The 14790-nt window shown below is 58.9% G+C and carries 19 protein-coding genes; 9 read left to right on the forward strand and 10 right to left on the reverse strand.

Features of this window, described 5'->3' with window-relative positions; all coding sequences use genetic code 11:
• Positions 1–62 precede the first annotated feature (62 nt).
• Genes JN414_RS01385 through ccmC form a run of 8 tightly spaced genes read right to left on the reverse strand, consistent with a single transcriptional unit; the run spans position 63 to position 5527 of the window.
• Positions 63–347, reverse strand: a complete 285-nt coding sequence (locus tag JN414_RS01385; protein WP_046899971.1) for a hypothetical protein — start codon at positions 345–347, stop codon at positions 63–65.
• Positions 344–1084, reverse strand: a complete 741-nt coding sequence (ccmI, locus tag JN414_RS01390; protein ID WP_202206393.1) for a c-type cytochrome biogenesis protein CcmI — start codon at positions 1082–1084, stop codon at positions 344–346. Before ccmI ends, JN414_RS01385 begins: the two co-directional genes overlap by 4 nt.
• 4 nt (positions 1085–1088) lie before the next feature.
• Positions 1089–1547, reverse strand: coding sequence for a cytochrome c-type biogenesis protein (locus tag JN414_RS01395; protein WP_202206778.1), 459 nt, complete (start codon positions 1545–1547; stop codon positions 1089–1091).
• Entirely contained in the window at positions 1547–2101 is a 555-nt protein-coding gene (locus tag JN414_RS01400) for a DsbE family thiol:disulfide interchange protein (RefSeq protein WP_046899968.1), read from the reverse strand. Before JN414_RS01400 ends, JN414_RS01395 begins: the two co-directional genes overlap by 1 nt.
• 12 nt (positions 2102–2113) lie before the next feature.
• Positions 2114–4093 carry a heme lyase CcmF/NrfE family subunit gene (locus JN414_RS01405; RefSeq protein WP_202206394.1) on the reverse strand — a complete coding sequence of 660 codons (1980 nt, stop codon included), beginning with the start codon at positions 4091–4093 and terminating at the stop codon, positions 2114–2116.
• Positions 4094–4101: 8 nt separating this feature from the next.
• Positions 4102–4605: a cytochrome c maturation protein CcmE gene (gene ccmE / locus JN414_RS01410; RefSeq protein ID WP_064273832.1), complete on the reverse strand. Its 504-nt coding sequence runs from the start codon at positions 4603–4605 to the stop codon at positions 4102–4104.
• Positions 4602–4769: a heme exporter protein CcmD gene (locus JN414_RS01415; RefSeq protein WP_143412318.1), complete on the reverse strand. Its 168-nt coding sequence runs from the start codon at positions 4767–4769 to the stop codon at positions 4602–4604. Before JN414_RS01415 ends, ccmE begins: the two co-directional genes overlap by 4 nt.
• Complete coding sequence (gene ccmC, locus JN414_RS01420) at positions 4766–5527, reverse strand: heme ABC transporter permease CcmC (RefSeq protein WP_086634380.1); 762 nt, start codon at positions 5525–5527, stop codon at positions 4766–4768. The genes JN414_RS01415 and ccmC overlap by 4 nt, the downstream gene beginning before the upstream one ends.
• Positions 5528–5675: 148 nt before the next feature.
• Here ccmC and JN414_RS01425 point away from each other — a divergent pair, with 148 nt between their 5' ends.
• Positions 5676–6092, forward strand: coding sequence for an EVE domain-containing protein (locus JN414_RS01425; protein ID WP_202206395.1), 417 nt, complete (start codon positions 5676–5678; stop codon positions 6090–6092).
• 15 nt (positions 6093–6107) lie between these two features.
• On the opposite strand, the gene JN414_RS01430 is transcribed toward JN414_RS01425, so the two are convergent.
• Positions 6108–6623: a hypothetical protein gene (locus JN414_RS01430; protein ID WP_202206396.1), complete on the reverse strand. Its 516-nt coding sequence runs from the start codon at positions 6621–6623 to the stop codon at positions 6108–6110.
• A 120-nt stretch (positions 6624–6743) separates the two neighbouring features.
• Between JN414_RS01430 and JN414_RS01435 the strand changes: the two genes are divergently transcribed.
• Both JN414_RS01435 and JN414_RS01440 read left to right on the forward strand, forming a co-directional pair.
• Positions 6744–7577: an EcsC family protein gene (locus tag JN414_RS01435; protein WP_086634383.1), complete on the forward strand. Its 834-nt coding sequence runs from the start codon at positions 6744–6746 to the stop codon at positions 7575–7577.
• A 31-nt stretch (positions 7578–7608) separates the two neighbouring features.
• Positions 7609–8001 (forward strand): MAPEG family protein, encoded by a 393-nt coding sequence (locus JN414_RS01440; RefSeq protein ID WP_232309097.1) that lies wholly within the window; start codon positions 7609–7611, stop codon positions 7999–8001.
• 3 nt (positions 8002–8004) lie between these two features.
• Here JN414_RS01440 and JN414_RS01445 read toward each other — a convergent pair whose 3' ends face one another.
• Complete coding sequence (locus tag JN414_RS01445) at positions 8005–8202, reverse strand: hypothetical protein (RefSeq protein WP_202206807.1); 198 nt, start codon at positions 8200–8202, stop codon at positions 8005–8007.
• 62 nt (positions 8203–8264) lie between these two features.
• Between JN414_RS01445 and aat the strand changes: the two genes are divergently transcribed.
• From aat to JN414_RS01475, 6 genes are all read left to right on the forward strand, one after another.
• Complete coding sequence (gene aat, locus JN414_RS01450) at positions 8265–8924, forward strand: leucyl/phenylalanyl-tRNA--protein transferase (protein WP_202206397.1); 660 nt, start codon at positions 8265–8267, stop codon at positions 8922–8924.
• Positions 8924–9802: a hypothetical protein gene (locus JN414_RS01455; protein WP_202206398.1), complete on the forward strand. Its 879-nt coding sequence runs from the start codon at positions 8924–8926 to the stop codon at positions 9800–9802. The genes aat and JN414_RS01455 overlap by 1 nt, the downstream gene beginning before the upstream one ends.
• Positions 9799–10371 (forward strand): hypothetical protein, encoded by a 573-nt coding sequence (locus tag JN414_RS01460; protein WP_202206399.1) that lies wholly within the window; start codon positions 9799–9801, stop codon positions 10369–10371. Before JN414_RS01455 ends, JN414_RS01460 begins: the two co-directional genes overlap by 4 nt.
• Positions 10372–10513: 142 nt before the next feature.
• Positions 10514–10900, forward strand: a complete 387-nt coding sequence (locus JN414_RS01465; RefSeq protein ID WP_046899957.1) for a hypothetical protein — start codon at positions 10514–10516, stop codon at positions 10898–10900.
• A gap of 60 nt (positions 10901–10960) precedes the next feature.
• The gene (gene bcp, locus JN414_RS01470) at positions 10961–11446 is read left to right on the forward strand and encodes a thioredoxin-dependent thiol peroxidase (protein ID WP_086634387.1); all 486 of its coding nucleotides are present in this window, start codon (positions 10961–10963) and stop codon (positions 11444–11446) included.
• Positions 11447–11510: 64 nt separating this feature from the next.
• Positions 11511–14738 (forward strand): DUF3971 domain-containing protein, encoded by a 3228-nt coding sequence (locus JN414_RS01475; RefSeq protein WP_202206400.1) that lies wholly within the window; start codon positions 11511–11513, stop codon positions 14736–14738.
• The last annotated feature ends 52 nt before the right edge of the window (positions 14739–14790 follow it).

Consider the following 14790-nt stretch of genomic DNA (forward strand, 5'->3'; position numbering starts at 1 on the left):
AGACAATCAGCAGATGGCGCTTCCGCTTGAAGCACAGACAACTGCTGACTGAGATGTCGGCTTTAACGGCCGAGCCAGCGATCTCCACCGAAGCGATTGTGGGAGAACAGAAAACCCGCGCAAAGACCTGCGGCTGCAAAGACGATCGTCCACAGGGAGATCGGGAGGAGCATGGTCGAAACGGCTGAAAGCAGAACCATTCCTGCGAAGGCACAGATGGCGGATTCGATCATCCGGGGCCCGAAATGACGTTCAGCACCGCAGTTCGGACAGTGCTCTGCGGTCGACCGGATTTTTTGCCGGCAGACCGGACAGATTGTGACGGCTGTGGAAAGGGGTTCCATCATTGGCCGTGATTCTCCTCATGTTCACCGACGGCGATCCGCGCTTCCACAGCCAGGCGCCATTGCGCGTCAGCCGGGGCGGCCGCCAGGGCACGACGATACAGATCAAGACTGCTCGCGGAAATGTGCCCGTCCTTCTGGGTCTGGAGTTCTGCGAGCTGGATTGCAAGCTCTGGAGTGAAATGAATGTCCAGAGCGGACTTCCAATCAGCGATGGCTTCAGAGGTCAGGCCAGCGCGCGCCTCGATCTGACCCAGCAGGACATGACCTGTCTCGTAAGTTGGATTGTCCTTCGGAATCGTGGCGACCTGCGCCTGAAGCTTCTGGATCATGACCATGGCTTTGGCGTCGGGTTTGACTTGACGGGCGCTTAGAGGTTGTGGTGGCAGGGACGGGTGCCCGTTCACGATATACAGCGCAAATGCTGCAACCGGGATGCCAAGACCAACAGCAAGAACGGGAAGAAAACGCTTCGAACGGGCCGTTGCATCTTTCAGGTCTGGTGTGGCGGAAGATTCGTCGGCAGCCAGAAGCCTCCGCTGGACCTCGATGCGGGCTGCCCCGTATTCATCTCCGTTGACGAGACCCAGATCCCGGTCCCGGTCGAGTTCGGCGAGCTGGCCGCGATAGAGCGTCAAAGCAGAGTCCCGCGCGTCCACGCGGCGGCGGAGGCGGCGGAGGCCATAAAGGGCCGGTAGCAGCGTGATAGCCGCAACACTCAGGATTCCCAACCAGAACAAGACTTTACTCCCGGCCCGACAGGGCATCCAGGCGTGCACGCTCATCATCCGAGAGCGGCACAGGTGTAACGATGCGACGTCTCGTCGCACGCCACGCAATAACAAGACCGGCCACCAGAGCCAGAGCAGGCATCAGCCAGAGCAGGGCTGTGGACCATGAAAACTGGGGAGCCAGACGGATGAATTCGCCATAGCGATCTCCCATCCAGTCCATGATTTGCTGGTCAGACTTCCCCGCCGCGACCTGCTCGCGAACAACTTTGCGCAAATCGCGGGCCAGCGGTGCACTGCTGTCTTCGATGCTCTCATTCTGACAGACGAGGCAACGGAGGTGAGCACCGATGGCTTCCGCACGCTTTTCCTGTGCTGGGTTGGGGAGCATCTCGGCAGGATCATCAACAGCGAGAGCGATGCCGCCTCCCGCCAGTGTCACAGTGAACAGCAGGCCAAACAGACGTTTCATCATAGTCCTGCAAGCCTCGGCCGGATTTCCGCGTCATAGATTTGCGGATCGAGAGCGGCACTGCCATGCCAGAGAATCCGGCCGCCGGGGGCGACAAGAAAGCTCTCCGGAACGCCTGTTACACCCCAGTCGATCGCGACGCGGCCATGTCTGTCAGAAGCCACGCGAGCATAAGGTGTGCCATCACGCTGAACAAAGGCGCTCGCGTTTTCCGGCTTGTCTTCATACGCGATGCCCCAGATGGGCATATTGCGGGAAATGGATCGTAGGCCAGGCATTTCCTGAACGCAGGGAATGCACCAGGACGCAAAGAAATTTACCAGAACCGGGCGTGTTTCAGCCTTCAGTTCCTTATCCGTAAATCCGTCACCCAGCCCGGGCAGACCTGGCATGGCGAATTCAGGAATAGGGCGGCCGACATTCGGGTTTTTGATGGCCCGCGGGTCAAAGCCGCCGCTTTCCATTCCTTGCAGCATTTTCCAGAACCCGACGCCCAGAACGCCAGCGCCAACAATCGGAAGGGCCGTCAGGAGGCCGCGTCGTGTTGCATTCATGCGTGTCTCTCCTCAGGCTTTGGCCATGGTCCGTGCGGCAGACCGCTTCGGTGCGCCAACGCGCAGACGACGATCCGAGAGCGAGAACGCTCCGCCGATGGCCATAACAAGCCCGCCAAGCCACATCCATGGAGCAAGCGGGTTCTTGTGCAGACGTAGCACATAGGTCGCATCGGCGCCCGTTCCGTGCCGGTCTCCCACGACGCCATAAAGATCCGTGATGAAGTTCGTATGGATCGCGACTTCCGTTGTGGTCTGGTTCTGGGTGGTGAAGTCCCGTTTTTCCGGATGCAGCATCGTGATCAGTTTGCCGTTGTGGCGTACGGCAATATCTGCCTGCATCGCGCGGTAATTCGGTCCGGCATAGTCATGAACGTTGACGAGCGTCCAGTCGTCACCGGCGAGGCTGCGGGTCTCGCCAACGTGGATCTCTACGATCGCATGCTGGGCACCAGACATTCCACACAGACCCAGCACGGTAATGCCCGCACCGATATGTGCCAGCGCTGCTCCCCAGCTTGAGCGTGGAAGGCTCTTGGCGCGCGCCAGCATTTCACTGCGGCTGGAGTGACCAAGACCAATGCGGCGCAGAACATCCGTAACGGAGGCCGCCATGACCCAGATCGCCAGTGCGCCACAGGCGATAGGCAATGCTCCGGAAAATTTCCAGAAACACAGGACCAGGCCGATGGCCGCGAAAATGGCTGCAACAAACAGGTGGGAGAATGTCCGTGCCAGTTGCGCCCGTTTCCATGGCAGCGCTGTTCCGACGCCCATGGCCAGAAGGAGGGGAATTGTGAGCGGGATGGTTGCGGCATCGAAAAATGGCTTGCCCACCGAAATGGTGCGCCCCGCCAGAAGCTGCATAAATGGAGGGTACATCGTGCCTGTCACGACAACCGCACAGATCGAGCACAGCAGGATATTGTTCAGAACGAGCGAGCCTTCTCGCGAAACGGGCGAGAACAGGCCGCCAGATGTCAAAGACGGCGCGCGCCATGCAAAGAGAGCGAGCGAACCGCCAATGACCAAAGCCAGAAGTGCCAGAATGAACACGCCACGGGCCGGATCATTCGCGAAGGCATGGACTGAATTCAGAATACCTGAGCGGACAAGGAATGTGCCGGACAAGGAGAATGAGAATGTCGCAATAGCCAGCAGAACCGTCCAGATTTTCAGGCCCTCGCGCTTTTCTACGACAATAGCGGAGTGGACGAGTGCGGTTCCGGTCAGCCACGGAATGAGCGAAGCGTTCTCAACCGGGTCCCAGAACCAGTACCCCCCCCAACCCAGCACATAATAAGACCACCAGGACCCGAGTGCGATGCCGCAGGTCAGGAAGCACCAGGCCGCTACAGCCCAAGGGCGAACCCAGCGGCCCCAGGCGGCATCCACCCGGCCTTCAAGCAAAGCGGCAACTGCAAACGCAAATGGGACGGCAAAGCCAACATAGCCCGTGTAGAGAATAGGCGGATGGAAGGCGAGGCCCGGGTCCTGAAGCAGGGGGTTCATGCCCTGACCATCCATGGGAGCCGGAAAAACACGGTCGAATGGGTCGGAGGTCAGGAGGCAGAACAGCTGGAACCCGGCTGAAACACCGCCAAGAATGGCCAGAACGCGGCCACGGAGAATGTCCGGAAGATTGCGCCCAAATGTCGATACGGCTGCACCACATACGCCGAGGATCAGGGTCCAGAGCAGGACGGACCCTTCATGGTTCCCCCAGACACCCGTGATTTTATAAAGCAGCGGTTTGGAGGCAGCGGAGTTTGCCGCGACGTTCTGGACGGAGAAATCATCCCGAACGGCGCACATGATCAGGCTGAAGAAAGAGATGGCCAGAGCGAAAAGCTGTGAAACCGCGAGAAATGGCGCCATGGCGACAAGGCGGGCATTGCGCTTGTGAGCGCCCCAGAGGGGAACGACAAACTGAATGAGTGCGAGAACGCAGGCGAGGGCCAGGGCAAAATGGCCCTGTTCTGGTCCAAACATTATGGCGTTCAGCCTCCGGTTTTCTTGGCTGTCATGGTGTCCCAGCTTGCCGCGTCAGGGGCTTTACCAAAACGAGGGTCCCACTTGCCGGTACGCTTCAGTTCTTCGGCCACTTCTTTGGGCATGTAAGTCTCGTCATGCTTGGCAAGCACTTCACTGGCCGTGAAACCACCATCCTTCTGCACCGTGCCGAGTGCCACTACGCTCTGGCCTTCGCGGAAAAGGTCAGGAAGGATGCCGGTGTAGTGAACTTCGACTGAAGCCTGACCATCCGTCACGTTGAAGGAGTTTACCGGGGCATCGTGTTCCGTGATGCGGTGCAGTGAGCCTGCAACAACCATTCCGCCCAAGCGGATCGTGCGATCAGGCGCCGGGGGGTGCGCCTTGACCTGAGACGGGGCCATGAAGAATACGATGTTGGAAGAGAAGGCCCTCAGCGTCAGGGCTGCCGCGGAACTGATGCAGGCGAGGCAGGCGATGACAATCCACAGGCGACGTGTCTTGCGGGTCATGATGCAGAGCTTTCACGATGGCGGAGCTGGCTTTCGACAGCCGCCAGCCGGGCTTTGGCACGGCGCAGACGCAAAGCCGCGCCGATACCGAGAACCAGCGAGCAGCCGATGGTGAGACCATAAGCTGCGGCGATATAGGGCCAGTGATTGGGAAGGTGCATCATGCTGCGGACCTGTCCGGACGGTTGAGCCTGGAGCGTGCCATCAGCTGACGCGCGCGGCTCTCGTGGATTGCGGCACTCAGCCGGGCGAAAATGACAGCGGCGACACCAAGTGTGAAGCCGATGGTTGTGATGAGGAGCGGCCAGAGCATCGTCATGGACATGGTCGGTGCACCGGTCAGCGTGATGCTGTCCGGCTGATGCAGCGTATTCCACCATTGGACGCTGAACTTTATGATCGGCAGATCAATGGCTCCGGCCAGTGCCAGAATGGCAGCGGCGCGCTGTCCACGGGCAGGTTCATCAAAGGCCCGGATCAGGGCGATGTGCCCCAGGTACAGGAAGAACAGCACGAGCACGGATGTCAGGCGCGCGTCCCAGACCCACCAGGTTCCCCACATCGGCTGGCCCCAAAGCGAACCTGTGATGAGGCAAAGAGCTGCGGCGCAGGCCCCGACCGGCCCGATTTCAATGGCGGCGAGATCCGCCAGCGGATGTCGCCACACGAGCGACAGAAGCCCGCAGACTGCAAGGCCAAGGTAGCAGGAGGACGCAAGCCAAGCCATCGGCACATGCACATACATGATCCGGACCGTCTCGCCCTGTTGCCAGTCAGCGGGGGCGAAAAAGAGACCCCAGACAATGCCGACGGTCAGGAAGATGATCGCACCTGTGGATAGCCACGGCTGAAGCGCACGGGCCAGACGCAGGAATTGCCCCGGATTGGCATAACGATGGAGCAGATTGGGCGTAGGGCGCACGGGAACTCTCAACTCGGAGAAATATTTCTACTTGAAATAGTCCGAACCCCACGCATTCGGAAGGGGCGCATTGTCCCATTGTTCCTATGACTGTTATCACGTTTCACGGAAATGAGCGCGAAATGGGAACTTTCCGCAGGAGAAAGACGTGGCGTACTGGCTGATAAAATCCGAACCCGAAGCCTTTTCGTGGAATGAACAGGTTCGTAATGACATCGAACCATGGACCGGCGTTCGCAACTATCAGGCGCGGAACAATCTTGCGGCCATGAAAACGGGGGACCTGGCGTTTTTCTATCATTCGGTGAGCGAAAAGCAGATCGTTGGTGTCGTCAGGGTCGTGAAAGAAGCTTATCCGGACCCGACTGCGGACGATCCGCGTTGGGTTTGCGTGGATGTGAAGGCGAATGGTGCTTTCACGACTCCAGTGAGCCTGGCTCAGATCAAGGCCGATCCGGCTTTGGAAGAGATGGCTCTTCTCAGACAATCCCGCCTTTCTGTCGCCCCGGTGACGGAGCAGGAGTTCCAGCATCTGACGAAAATCGGCGGGTGGGTCCGCGCCTGACGGACCCGTTACCGGTCAGTGAATGTCTGACGCATCTCCGTTGACGAGAACATTGGTCTGCCCGTTGGACGGGTGCCCAGCGTAGGTCAGGGGAAGATCTTCGCTGTGATAGGGCGCCGTAACGGGGGCGTTAAACTTCACTGGCATACCGAAAATGCTGAAGTGGGATGGCAGGTTGTTTGTGCCATTGGTTTTCTGCTCAGCATTGGTGCCCGGCATTCCGACAGGAAGATGCGTTCGCACTTCGCCGCTGAAATTTGCGAGTCTTTCCTCGGAGTCTTCCACGGCAACATAGCCGTGCGGCGGCGGAGGAGCTCCACCGTCTGGCAGTGCAACCTGCTGGGCGGGCGTCAGGTTTTTCTCTGGCGGGTTGTTCAACTGATGCGCCGTTGAGGGCGGGATCTGTGGCAGATCGGCCGTACTATGGCTACGATGGGCATGATGTGGAGCGGACAGGGCCGGTGCGGCTGCTGTCACAAGGAGGCTGGCTACCAGCGGGGCAGACAGGATCCAGCGGGAAAATGTTTTCATAATATGTCCTTCTCCACACCCGGCCGGGGCACCCGTCAAGCAGGGGGCTTTCGTGATGCGATATGAAACCTGCTATCGGGTAAACGGTTTCAGGTCTTACGAACAGGAGTTTTGATCGTCATGACCGTAGAGAATGGCTCGCAGCTTCCGAGTAGCGAATTTGCATCACTGGCGCTGGACGGGGACTCGTTGGCCCAGCTTCAGTCCGTTCTGGAACGCGTCGAACAGGGGCGTGGTGTCCTTGTCCGTCTGGCGGACCTGATGGGAGGAGCCGTCGGGCAGGCTGCGCGACTCGGGATGAAAGGTCTCGGCCTTGCGCCCACAGTACAGCAGAAAATTCAGAAGACGGCTGAAATCGCGATTGAACGTGCTTTCAATATTGCGATTGTCGGCATCAAGAATGACGTCCCGCTCGTTCGTGAACCGTGGCGTGAGAATGCCGGACAGGCTGCTGTTGCCGTGTCGGGCGCCGTCGGTGGTTTTGGTGGAATTTTTGGGCTGGCCCCTGACGTCGGGTTCACAACCCTGACCATCATGCGGGAAATCGCGCGGATTGCCCGTGAAGAGGGTGAAGACCTGCGTGATGAGGGAACACGCCGCGCGTGCCTTGAAGTGTTTGCACTCAAAACTTTTCCTGCCCGTCAGGAAGAGGACGATGGGGAGCTCGGGTTCTTCTCCGCGCGTGCTTTGCTGCGTGGACGTCCGGTTGTGATGCTGATTTCCGAAGTGGCCTCTCATTATGGAATTGGCCTGTCGCGGAAGTTCGCGTTGCAGATGGTTCCTGTTGCAGGTGCGCTCTGTGGTGCTTCGCTTAACGCTGCCTTCCTCGCCCATTATCGCGCACTTGCGCGGGCACATTTCACGATCCGTCGTCTGGAGCGCACTCACGGTCGCGCTGTTCACGAAGCTGCCGTGGACATCCGCTCAGGTGCTGCGTCAGAAACCTTTTCCTGATTTTTCAGGACGCTGAACGAAAGCTGGAAATATGATGCCGAGCAGTCTTGTCTGGCTGAGTTTCACATTGGTTCTGGCTGTCGTGCAGCTGTTTCTGACGTCAGCAGCCTGCCGCAGGCAGGATGGTGTGCAGTGGGCCACGAGTAACCGGGATGGCGAAGCCCCGCGATACACAGGCGTTGCCGCCAGAATGCGGCGGGCACAGGCAAATTTTCAGGAGACGCTCCCGATCTTTATCGGGGCAGTCCTTGTGGCCCATGTGGCCGGTCGGGACGGAAGTCTGGTGACGTGGGGAGCAGGCCTCTACTTCCTGGGGCGACTGGCTTATATTCCAGCCTATGCCCTGGGTCTGGGAAGCATCCGCAGTTTGATCTGGGGGGTGTCGATGATCGGGCTGTTTCTGGTTCTGGGCGGACTGATCTGACGATCAGCTTCGCTTGGGGCGAAGGCGCCAGAAGTCCAGCAGGCCCCAGAACACAATTCCTGCAAAACAGATTTTGACGAGTGCCATCAGCAGGCCGTCAGCTTCAGGGAGCAGGAAGCGTGCGAGCCCGAGCGGAATCAGACAGATCAGATAAACAAACGCTATAGGCAATGCAGTACTCCATCGAGATTGGAGTACCATGTACCACATCCGGGTACAGAAAGGTGAATAATCCCCCATGTACGATGCGAAGCAGAAACCGGATGTCTGACATTACGCCTGAAATCCTGCTGGATGCTTACGCCTCGGGAATTTTTCCGATGGCCCCTGATCGGGACAGTGATGAGCTCAGTTGGTATTTTCCGGAAGAGCGTGGAGTACTTCCGCTCGACGCAATGATTGTTCCCCGAAAACTGATGCGCACGATCCGGTCTGGCAAGGTTCAGGTTACGTCAGATCGGGCTTTTGGGGACGTCATGCTTGCGTGTGCAGACCCTGCACCGGGCCGGGAGGAAACATGGATCAGCCCGAAAATTTGTGACCTCTATGGCGCTCTGCATCAGCGTGGTTTTGCACATTCGATCGAAGTCTGGGACGACGGTGCCTTGGTAGGGGGGCTGTATGGCGTTGCCCTCGGCGGAGCATTTTTCGGGGAGAGCATGTTTTCCCGCCAGCGCGATGTTTCCAAGATTGCACTCGTCCATCTCGTTGCAGGATTACGCAAGGGAGGGTATCGCCTTCTGGATACACAATATACCACTCCCCATCTGATAACACTTGGGGGCATCGGTATCCCGGCGGCAGATTATCTGGCGCTGCTGAACCAGGCTTTGACTGTCCGTACCATCTGGCCGGATGATTTCAGTCTGCACGCTCTGCGCGATGACATCGCGTCTCTGCGCCCACATCCAGGAGAATCCTGATGATTTCATTCCTCCGGCGGCATCAGTCTGCTCTTCTCATTGGCCTGCTTCTCGCAGGCAGTGGCGGATCGGCTCTCGCTGATGACCATCCGAGACTGGCGCCCGCGCGTGATGCGACCGTGACCTATCATCTGTCTGCTCCGGCCTCTCAGGGCGGCGATGTGAAGGTCTATTTCTCAGGGTCGGGTGATCTGCTGCGGATCGACTCAGCAGATGGGCAAGGCATCACGATTCTGGACCGGCCGGGGCAGGTCGTGACGCTCGTGATGGTGCCGCGCAAACTGTACGCACATATCCGTCCCCAGCACGGACTGCATAATCCGTTCATGCTGGATCTGGGCATGAAGTACACCAAGGGCGGTAAAGAGACGATTGCCGGGGCCGTCTGTGATCATTGGGATATCCAGACAGCCCATGGTAAAGCTTCGGCCTGCGTGACGGATGATGGTGTCATTCTCGCCGAGGATGGTGTGGATGCCGATGGTGCCTCGGGCTCTATCCGCGCTGTAAGCCTGTCCTATGGGGATCTCCCTACCGCGACGTTCCAGCCCCCGGCTGGTTTCCAGGAAATCACGCCCCGCACAGCGTCTCGCCGTCAGGGGGGGGGCAGCAATCAGGCGAACACACTAACGCCGTCTCCTGTGCCGGAAGGTGGCGCTGCGGGCGATTCCAGTGTGCAGACGCCGGGTCATATTGCAGCAGAAGGCACTCCTGCAGAAACGTCAGGTCCCGCGGCTCCAACGCTTTTGCCAGGGCAGGTTGCGCCGTCACAGGATACAACCCAGCCATCTGTTCCTAATGATTCGGCTGGCGACGGAACGGTCTCCTCACCTGATCAGCCGCCAAGCGGACCAGCAAACGGTGGCATGAAAGAATGAAGCGTATTTCTCTGGTCGCCGCCTTTACCTTGGCTGTTCTCGTAGTCGGCGCAGCGAACGCTGCTGACACCATGACAGCCCCCTTTGTCACACCGATGCACGATGCGGATATCGATTACGTCATGGTGGGGCCGGGAGGGCAGCATCTGCACCAGCGGATGCGTTGGAACTCGCAGATGTGGCGTCAGCGCGTTGATCCGGAAGGGGCCTCAACGGTCATGCTGACGGATTACCGGCTTCATCGTCTGATGGTTCTGGATACGGCTCTGAAAACTGCCACGGTCACCGAGGCCCCGGGCGAATCGTTTTCTGCTCCGGGAACACCTGCGCCAGGGGCATGGAAACAGGTCGGTCCGGCCACAATTGCTGGGGAGCCGTGCGTCATCTGGGAAGCCGCGGACACCGACAACAAGCCCACAGACTTCTGTTACACGGCAGATGGTCTGCTACTTGGCGCAACCCAGAGCGGACGGCTTGTGGTGCAGGCTGCCTCGGTAAATCGAGCGTCTCAGCCAGCAGAACTCTTTGATCCACCAGCCGGTTATCACCGGATTGACCCGAAGCACTGAGAGGGGTGGGCAATAGTCATAATTTGAGAAAATCTTGCCATGATTGTTGCCTTTTCCTGCCATTTTCGTGTGGCAGATTTCTTCTCACAGGACGGACAGGATCTCTTCTGATCCCCCGTCTGACGTAATGAGGAGATTTGCCATGCGTCGCATCACCCGTGCAGTCCTTCTGGCTGCGCCCCTGCTGATCGGCACGGCAGTAGTTGCCCCTAATGCCGTAGTTCCCGCCGCTGAAGCTCATTGGCATGGCGGATATGGCGGCCCCGGATACGGTGGCCCAGGGCGTGGATATTATGGCCCGGGTCCGGGCTGGCATCGTGGCGGTCATCGTGGAAATACCGGTGCCGTCGTTGGTGGCATTCTGGGCGGTCTAGCAATCGGCGCTGTTGGTGGCGCTATGCTGAGCAACTCTTATGGTCCGCCACCACCGCCGGTCGTGTACGCCCCGCCGCCACGTGTGGTTTATGCGCCACCGCCGCCGGTCGTTTATGCTCCGCCGCCGCCAGTTGTGGTTTATCCGCAATACTGAGCCCTTTTTACCCTTCGTCCGCCTTGATCGGGCGAAGGGTGTCAGGCAATCATGGTGCCTATGACAGATCATGCTCTTCAGGTGGGCGACCAGGCCCCTGCGTTTTCGCTTCCCGTCTCGGGAGGCGGTACCGTCAGCAGCGATGCGCTGAAGGGTAAGCCATATCTGCTTTATTTCTATCCGAAAGCTGACACGCCCGGCTGTACGACGCAGGCCTGCTCCATTCAGGAAAATCTGCCGTCTTTTGACAGTGAAGGCCTCACCATTATCGGTGTTAGCCCGGATGCCGTCTCAAAAATTGAGCGCTTCGCTGCAAAGTACTCACTGACGTTCCCGTTGGCGTCGGATGAAGACCATGTGGTGGCTGAGGCTTATGGTACCTGGGTTGAGAAATCCATGTATGGCCGCACCTACATGGGTATGGAACGCAGTTCCTTTCTGGTGGATGGGAGCGGCGTCATCCGTCACATCTGGCGCAAAGTTAAGCCTGCTGAGCACTCTGCCCTCGTGGCAGAAGCGTTCCGGAGCCTGACCTCAGGGGCCTGAGAGCCTCTCCAGCCATCTCTTTCACAGACAGGGAGAACGCCGGAGGCTTCCCGGCAAACCAGTCATGGCCCTGCCTGATCCTTACACACCCGGCCCGTTTCATTTGCCCCGTCATCTGCATGTTGCACGGTGGGCCTGCATTGCCTTTGTCGCTCCTGTCGCCGTGGCAGGGGCGATGTCGGCTGTCCTGTTGTGGAAGCTGGCGCATGGGCCGGTCGATATCACCGCGGTTTCACGTCTCATTGAACCGGTCTCTGTTGTTGCAGGCAAAAAGCCGGGGCATCCCGCCGGGCGCCTGTCGTGGTCCCGGCTGCGTGTTCAGTGGCAACCAAGCTCCGGCGGTATTTCTGCGGGGCTGATGCTTGAAGCGCGTGGGCTGACGGTTGCCCGGCTGGATAGCACGCCTGCCGAACAGGCTGGTGAGGCCGATACGGTTCTGGCACTTGCCCCACTTCTGCACGGCATCATCGCCCCACGCAGATTGCGCCTGCAGGATGTCACGCTGGTTCTGCGTCGTCAGCCGAATGGTGATGTCGATCTGGATCTGCCCTCCCAGAAACACGGCGGCCGCGGTGTTCCGACACAGATGGACCGATTGGCGGCCTTGGACCTCAAGAACGTCAGCATTACGCTGCTGGGGCTTCCCAATGGACAACGACTTTTATTAGGGCCGATTGAAGCACACGGGCAGCGGCTGAAAGTCGCTGCTGCGTCTCATGATTACCTGTGGAATGGTTGGTGGCGCAGTTCCGTGCGTGTTGGATCATTCCAGACGCTTCTGACGGCAAAAGGCGGACAGACCTCCCCGACCACTGGCCAGTGGCATTTGACGTCCACGACGTTCCGACCGTCCGGGTTAAGTATGTTCGCCCCGGCTCTAGCGGCATGGGACGTCCCGCTGACCGTTGGCGCGGACATTCATGTCGTGCCTCATGGCATGGGAGAGCTTCCAGCCAGCATTGAGATGCAGGTTGCCCTTGGAGCCGGGCATGTTGCGCAGAAAGAAGCGCTGCCCGTTGATCTGCGTGACGGCAAGGCGTCCCTTCATCTGGTTATGGCAAAACCTGGGACAGAGGGGGCCGCGAGACTTTCCGTTCCTGACTGTTCGCTGACGCTTGCTGATACCAATAATGCCCTGACGCACCTTCATGCGACCGCTGATCTGACCGTCAATAATCTCCAGCATATTCACGTGCTGGATGGAGATGCGACGGCCAGTCTTGATGGGTTTGATTTTGCGACGCTCGGGAGCGTTTGGCCTTCCGGTATCATCAAGGGGGGGCGGAAATGGATCGCTGCTAACATCACCAGCGGGCAGGGCCGGGACCTGATGGTTCGAACCCATCTTCATACGAGCGATGGGCTGTCGCACATCCTCCCCACCAGCATGGATGGCCAGTTGCTGGGCCATGACCTGACCGTGCACTGGCTGCGGCCTGTGCCGCCCGCGACGGGTATCGATGCACGTCTCGGGTTTGATGGATTTGATACGCTGGTTCTTGATCTGGAGCATGGTCAGCAGGCCACGCCAGATGGAATCATCAGCATCCCTGACGGTCAGGTGCGCATTGGTAATCTGTATGAGAAAGGCCCGACGACAGGGGATATCAAGACCCATCTTCAGGGATCGGTCGCGGCTTTTCGGGATATTCTCTCTCATCCCAGGCTGCATCTTCTGTCACGGCATCCGCTTCCGTTCACGGAGCCTTCCGGGACTATTGATGCTCAGGCTCGGCTAACGCTGCCGCTGACGGCGCGTCTCAAAAACAGTGACATTCATGTTCAGGCCAAAGCCTCGTTTGCCAACGTGCATCTTGGCAATGTCTTGATGGGGCGGCCTGTTGATGGAGCGTCCGGCACACTCGGAGCGACGGAAAACGGCCTGAACCTGACAGGGGATGGGCGGTTGTCGGGCATTCCTGTCCATGTCGCGCTGGATGAAAATTTCCAGCAGGGAGCGCCGGGACGTGTGTTGCAGGATATTCGTGCAACGGCGCTTCTGGATCCCCTGTCTGCAGTGAAGTCGCATCTTGTGCCAGCGGGTTTGTTTACCGGCCATGCCACGCTTTCAGCGCATTACATAGAGCATGCCGATACGCTTGCGGATCTTGCTCTTTCCCTGAACATGGAGAAGGCCGGAATTACTGTTCCGGTCTGGACCAAGCCTGAAGGTGAGGCAGCTGTCGCGTCGGCCCATATTGGCTTCCGGGGCCATGACATGGTGGCGCTGGATGGGTTGCAGGCGCATGGCCAGACACTTTCTGTCGCTGGCCGTGGTGTGACGCAGGGAGGGCGGCTCAACGATATTATCATTGAAGGCTTTCGTCTGGGCCGGAGTGAGGGTGATGCGCAGATCACCTTGCCCAAGGAACCATCTTCTCCCATTCAGATCATTCTGAATGCTGATCCGCTGGATCTTGCGCCGCTTTTTGACCCGGAATCCCGCAAGGCATCTCGCGATGCGGCTGCGATTGCTACGCGTGAAGCTGGAAGCTCGTCTGACAAGACCGCTAGTGCCGGAGATGCCTGGTCAATCGATCTGCACGCCCCGCGGGTTTATTTTGGTCCTAAAGGGCTGGTTGGGGGCGTCGTGTCGCATATCGAACTACGAAACGGCAGCCTGACATCCGGGCGATTTGCACTGGATGCCCCGTCGCGTGTGAGAGCCGTTCTGGCGGATACAGGCCGGAGGCAGCCCTTCGTTCTGGATGTGGACAATCTGGGAGCACTGCTGAAGGGGCTGGGCTTATATGATCGGATCGGCGGCGGCGCAGCACATCTGGATGGGAATTTCCTGCGAGAGAAAGCTGGCACGTCAGGCCTTGGGCTGGGACTTCCGCCTTTCCGGGGGCAGCTGGAAATCGGGCCGTTCCAGTTCCTTCAGCCGCCCTTTACCCTCACGGCCGTTTCCGATCTTTCCCCGCTACACTGGTCGCAAAGCCGCACGGATCGTTTCAGTGTAAGCCACGTGTCCACGAAGATTGCTCTGGAAGGGCGAAAGCTCGTCCTGCGCGATGGAACAATCGGTAATCAGGCTCTTGGCGCTACTGTAGAAGGGCCGGTGGATCTGGATACGTCAGCGCTGGCTCTGCATGGCACTATTGTGCCGCTTTTTGGCCTGAACGCGCTGCCGGGGAAACTACCGGGGATCGGGCATATTCTGGCGCCAGAGAAGGGCGGCGGTGTATTGGCCGCGACATTTGATGTGACGGGTGTTGTTGGTCAGCCTGAGTTGACCGTCAATCCGCTTTCCATGCTTCTTCCTGGAGCTTTACGGAAAATTCTCCAGTAGGCGCTCTTCCTTAAAGGCACAGCTGTTCCGAAATATGTACGGGAGTTCTATG

Origin of the sequence: Gluconobacter sp. Gdi (assembly GCF_014132155.1) — a bacterium.
In the GTDB taxonomy this organism is placed as follows: Bacteria; Pseudomonadota; Alphaproteobacteria; order Acetobacterales; family Acetobacteraceae; genus Gluconobacter.

Bases quoted from the DNA above. Each gene is read 5' to 3' on its own strand.
- JN414_RS01385 (WP_046899971.1), bottom strand. From the start codon at position 347: ATGATGGAACCCCTTTCCACAGCCGTCACAATCTGTCCGGTCTGCCGG.
- JN414_RS01395 (WP_202206778.1), bottom strand. From the start codon at position 1,547: ATGAAACGTCTGTTTGGCCTGCTGTTCACTGTGACACTGGCGGGAGGC.
- JN414_RS01400 (WP_046899968.1), bottom strand. From the start codon at position 2,101: ATGAATGCAACACGACGCGGCCTCCTGACGGCCCTTCCGATTGTTGGC.
- JN414_RS01405 (WP_202206394.1), bottom strand. From the start codon at position 4,093: ATGTTTGGACCAGAACAGGGCCATTTTGCCCTGGCCCTCGCCTGCGTT.
- ccmE (WP_064273832.1), bottom strand. From the start codon at position 4,605: ATGACCCGCAAGACACGTCGCCTGTGGATTGTCATCGCCTGCCTCGCC.
- JN414_RS01415 (WP_143412318.1), bottom strand. From the start codon at position 4,769: ATGATGCACCTTCCCAATCACTGGCCCTATATCGCCGCAGCTTATGGT.
- JN414_RS01430 (WP_202206396.1), bottom strand. From the start codon at position 6,623: ATGAAAACATTTTCCCGCTGGATCCTGTCTGCCCCGCTGGTAGCCAGC.
- JN414_RS01435 (WP_086634383.1), top strand. From the start codon at position 6,744: ATGACCGTAGAGAATGGCTCGCAGCTTCCGAGTAGCGAATTTGCATCA.
- JN414_RS01440 (WP_232309097.1), top strand. From the start codon at position 7,609: ATGATGCCGAGCAGTCTTGTCTGGCTGAGTTTCACATTGGTTCTGGCT.
- JN414_RS01445 (WP_202206807.1), bottom strand. From the start codon at position 8,202: ATGGTACTCCAATCTCGATGGAGTACTGCATTGCCTATAGCGTTTGTT.
- aat (WP_202206397.1), top strand. From the start codon at position 8,265: ATGTCTGACATTACGCCTGAAATCCTGCTGGATGCTTACGCCTCGGGA.
- JN414_RS01455 (WP_202206398.1), top strand. From the start codon at position 8,924: ATGATTTCATTCCTCCGGCGGCATCAGTCTGCTCTTCTCATTGGCCTG.
- JN414_RS01460 (WP_202206399.1), top strand. From the start codon at position 9,799: ATGAAGCGTATTTCTCTGGTCGCCGCCTTTACCTTGGCTGTTCTCGTA.
- JN414_RS01465 (WP_046899957.1), top strand. From the start codon at position 10,514: ATGCGTCGCATCACCCGTGCAGTCCTTCTGGCTGCGCCCCTGCTGATC.
- bcp (WP_086634387.1), top strand. From the start codon at position 10,961: ATGACAGATCATGCTCTTCAGGTGGGCGACCAGGCCCCTGCGTTTTCG.
- JN414_RS01475 (WP_202206400.1), top strand. From the start codon at position 11,511: ATGGCCCTGCCTGATCCTTACACACCCGGCCCGTTTCATTTGCCCCGT.